5 protein-coding genes and 1 pseudogene are annotated in these 3808 nt (G+C 64.3%); 5 read left to right on the plus strand and 1 reads right to left on the minus strand.

Annotation, left to right across the window (positions count from 1 at the left end):
- Positions 1-150: 150 nt before the first annotated feature.
- Complete coding sequence (locus FJ980_RS29345; protein ID WP_140547127.1) at positions 151-1002, minus strand: YihY/virulence factor BrkB family protein; 852 nt, start codon at positions 1000-1002, stop codon at positions 151-153.
- A 58-nt stretch (positions 1003-1060) separates the two neighbouring features.
- On the opposite strand from FJ980_RS29345, the gene FJ980_RS29350 reads away from it, so the two are divergent.
- From FJ980_RS29350 to FJ980_RS29370, 5 genes and pseudogenes are all read left to right on the plus strand, one after another.
- Complete coding sequence (locus FJ980_RS29350; RefSeq protein ID WP_140547128.1) at positions 1061-1927, plus strand: SDR family oxidoreductase; 867 nt, start codon at positions 1061-1063, stop codon at positions 1925-1927.
- A 25-nt stretch (positions 1928-1952) separates the two neighbouring features.
- Positions 1953-2144: a twin transmembrane helix small protein gene (locus FJ980_RS29355; RefSeq protein WP_095767495.1), complete on the plus strand. Its 192-nt coding sequence runs from the start codon at positions 1953-1955 to the stop codon at positions 2142-2144.
- Between the two features lie 20 nt (positions 2145-2164).
- On the plus strand, positions 2165-2746 hold the full coding sequence (locus tag FJ980_RS29360) for a cob(I)yrinic acid a,c-diamide adenosyltransferase (protein WP_140547129.1): 582 nt from the start codon (positions 2165-2167) through the stop codon (positions 2744-2746).
- Between the two features lie 21 nt (positions 2747-2767).
- A complete protein-coding gene (locus FJ980_RS29365) occupies positions 2768-3571 on the plus strand; it encodes a rhomboid family intramembrane serine protease (RefSeq protein WP_140547130.1) in 804 nt (267 codons plus the stop codon).
- Positions 3572-3733: 162 nt separating this feature from the next.
- Positions 3734-3808, plus strand: a pseudogene (locus FJ980_RS29370) (electron transfer flavoprotein subunit beta/FixA family protein); the annotation flags it as partial.

Here is a 3808-nt window from a genome sequence, read left to right on the forward strand (position 1 = left end):
TGGGTAACTGAAGAACTGAGGAATTGAGGAACTGAGGAATTGGGGAAACGGCGCCGACGCTCCGCGCTTCTTCTTCAATTCTTCAATTCTTCAATTCTTCAGTTCCTCAATTCCTCAGTTCTTCAGTTCTTCTTCCTAACCGATGCCGACTCAGCCGACGCGGGCGCGCGCCTCGAGATAACGGCTGATCGCGGCGTTGAGTTCGCCGCCGAGGATGAAGATCGCCGAGATGATGTAGAGGAAGACGACCGCGATCATGATCGAGGCGAGCCCGGCATAGGTCGTCACATAGGACGAGAAATGGTCGAGATAGGTGGCAAAGATCGTCGACCCGACCAGCCAGGCGACCAGCGTGAAGACGATGCCCGGTATGATCGAGACGAAGCGGCGCTTGCCGGCCGGCAGCCAGATATGCACCGAGAACAGCCCGATGACGATGACCGTCGAGGCGATCACGTAACGCCAGATGGTGATCGTTCCCATATAGGGCTTGATCCATTCCAGATGCGCTTCCGCCAGTCGCGCCAGCAGCGGCGCGAACACCAGAAGCACGCTGATGGCGAGGAAGCAGGCGGTGGCGATCAGGACGAAGATGATGCTCTGCACCCTGCGGTGGACGATGCCGCGCGTCTCGGTGACGCGATAGGCGCGGTTGAGCGAGGTGCGCAGCGCCTCGATGCCGTTCGAGGCGAAATAAGCCGCCAGCAGCACGCCATAGGTCAGAAGGTCGGTGCGCCGTACGGTGAGCACGTTCTGCACCTCATGCGCGATCGGCTTGGCGATCTGCTCCGGCCATGTGTCGAAGACCAGATGCACGGCCGTGTCGGCGAAGGCGCGCGCGCCGAGGAAGCTGGCCAGCGTCGTGGCGAAGATCAGGAACGGAAACAGCGCCATCAGCGAGGTGATCGCCAGATGGCTGGCCATTGCCCAGCCGTCATCGGTATTGAAATGGCCAATCGCATCGTAGAGCACGCGCTTGAGGGCAACGATATTCCGCAGCAAGGACCCGCGCTCCGCTCGATTGTGTCGACGCCGCGAATATGGGAAGTGATTGCGGTAAATGGCAACCCCAGGTCTCACAACGCGCCCCGCGGCAGAAGAGTTGCGCACCGTCATCGTCACCGGCGCCTCCTCCGGTATCGGCGCCTACTGCGCGCGAGCGTTGAAGGCGGAGGGCTGGCGGGTGTTCGCTACGGCGCGCAGGCCGCCCGACATTGCGGCCCTCGAGGCCGACGGCCTGGAGGTCTTCTATCTCGACTATCGCGAGCCCGAATCCATCGCCGCCTTGGTCGATGCGGTGCTGGAGCGGACCGGCGGCACGCTTGGCGCGCTCTTCAACAACGGCGCCTACGCCCAGCCCGGCGCCGTCGAGGACCTGCCGGTCGCGGCACTTCGCGAGCAGTTCGAGGCCAATTTCTTCGGCTGGCACGATCTCACCCGGCGGGTCGTGCCGGTCATGCGCCGCCAGGGGCACGGCCGGCTCGTCCACTGCTCCTCGATCCTCGGACTGGCTCCGGTCCGCTTCCGCGGCGCCTATTCGGCCTCCAAGCACGCCATCGAAGGCCTGATGCTGTGCATGCGCCAGGAGCTCGAAGGCAGCGGCATCCACCTTTCCCTCATCGAACCGGGACCGGTGAGGTCGAAGATCGCCAGCAATGGCCTGCCCTGGTTCGTGAAGAATATCGACGTCGAGAATTCCGTCCACCGCGCCGATTATCAGGCGCAGCTCGCAAGGCTTCAGGCGGGCGGCAGCGTGTCGAAGCTGAAGCCGGGACCGGAGATCGTGCACCGGGCGTTGCGCCACGCGCTTCTGTCACAGCGCCCGCGCCCGCATTATGTGGTAACGGTGCCGGCCAGGATCGGCGCGGCGCTGAAACGCATCCTGCCGGCCTCCCTGCTCTACCGCGTGCTCGCCAGGCGCGCCTGACCGAACCTGAACCGGAGCCAGCCAGATGCTCATCATCTTCAAGATTCTCGCCATCGTCGCGATGGCCGCCGTGGTGATCGTGCTGGTTCGCGGCCTGATCAACATGATGCGCGGCGGCTCCGGCTTCACCTCGAACAAGCTGATGCAGGCGCGCATCATGCTGCAGGCCGTGGCCCTGGCGCTGCTGTTGCTGGTTGTCTATTTCACGCGCAAATAGAGGATCTCAGAGGGGACGGCGTGGTCAAGCTCAACAAGATCTACACCCGCACCGGCGACGACGGCACCACCGGGCTCGGCACCGGCGAGCGGCGGCTGAAATCCGACCTGCGCGTCGACGCCTATGGCACCGTCGACGAGGCCAATGCCTGCATCGGCATGGCCCGCGTCCACACCGGCGCCGAGCATCCGGCGATCGACGCCATGCTGTCGCGCATCCAGAACGATCTGTTCGATCTGGGAGCCGACCTCGCCGTGCCGGACGACGGCAAGCCGCTGGAATACGAGACGCTGCGCATCGTCGCCGCCCAGACCGATCGCGTCGAGCAGGACATCGACGCGCTCAACAAGGAGCTGCAGCCGCTGAAATCCTTCGTGCTGAACGGCGGCACGGCGGCCGCGGCCGCGCTCCATCTTGCCCGCACCGTGGCGCGCCGCGCCGAGCGCCTGATGGTGGCGCTGGCGCAGGATCCGGCCGAGCATGTCAACCGCGAGGCGCTCAAATACATCAACCGCGTCTCGGATTTCCTGTTCGTCGCCGCCCGCGCGGTCAATGACAATGGAAAGGCCGACGTGCTATGGGTTCCCGGCAAGAACCGCTGAATCCGGAGGCGGGAGGGTCCGATGTTCATCCCGCTTTACGACACCAACAGGCTGCGCCACATCCGGCTGCAATATGTGACGATCGGCCTGATCGTGGCGAACGTGCTGGTCTACCTGGCGACCACGCTCGGCGGTGAAAACTTCACCAATGCCGCGGTTCTCGGTCTCGGCTTCATCCCGTCGGTGGTTCACGACAAGGTCGAGCTCTCGCCCGAATTCGTCGTCATCCCCGAGAGCCTGAGCTATCTCACCTATTCCTTCCTGCATGCCGACATCTTCCATCTTGGCGGCAACATGCTGTTCCTCTGGGTGTTCGGCGACAATGTCGAGGATGCGCTCGGCCATATCCGCTATCTGATCTTCTACCTCGCCTGCGCCGTCGCCGGCGCCTTCTTTCAGGGATTGGTGGCCTGGGATTCGCAGGTGCCGTTGATCGGCGCCTCGGGCGCCATCGCCGGCGTCGTCGCCGCCTACCTGATCCTCTACCCCCGGGTGAAGGTCTGGGTACTGGCCTTTGCCCGCATTCCGCTGCGCATCCCGGCCTTCATCCCGCTGCTCCTGTGGATCCTGTTCCAGATCGTGATGTTTGCGGCGGGCGGCGAGGATCAGATCTCCTGGGCCTGCCATATCGGCGGCATCATCGCCGGATCGGTCCTGGTGCTGGTGCTGCGCAGCCGCGGCGTGCCGCTGCTGGCTGGCGCCGACGGCGAGCCGGACCCGACGCCCAACGTCCAGCAGCCGCCTGTTCCTGTGGAGCCGACCGCGAGCGATCCGGCGCAGCCGGCGGCGCAATGGGGCCGTGGAGCAGCGGCGCCCCGGGACTGAACCGATTTGGGTGCGTCGTGGGATATTGACGCGCCGATTTGTCGCCACTACGGAAACGGCACAGTTGGGCGGATATTCCGTCCGTGATGTCGGCTTTCGACAACTCTGACAGGGCGCACGCTGCTATAGCGCCCCGACTATCTCAGGAGAGGTGACAGGAAAATGAAGATCCTTGTGCCCGTGAAGCGGGTTGTGGACGCCAACGTCAAGGTCCGGGTGAAGGCCGACGGACTGGGC

Origin of the sequence: Mesorhizobium sp. B1-1-5 (genome assembly GCF_006443065.1) — a bacterium.
Lineage (GTDB): Bacteria > Pseudomonadota > Alphaproteobacteria > Rhizobiales > Rhizobiaceae > Mesorhizobium.

What these genes read in the sequence shown, in the direction of transcription:
- FJ980_RS29355 (WP_095767495.1), top strand. Translation starts at nt 1,953, where the DNA reads ATGCTCATCATCTTCAAGATTCTCGCCATCGTCGCGATGGCCGCCGTG.
- FJ980_RS29365 (WP_140547130.1), top strand. Translation starts at nt 2,768, where the DNA reads ATGTTCATCCCGCTTTACGACACCAACAGGCTGCGCCACATCCGGCTG.
- FJ980_RS29350 (WP_140547128.1), top strand. Translation starts at nt 1,061, where the DNA reads ATGGCAACCCCAGGTCTCACAACGCGCCCCGCGGCAGAAGAGTTGCGC.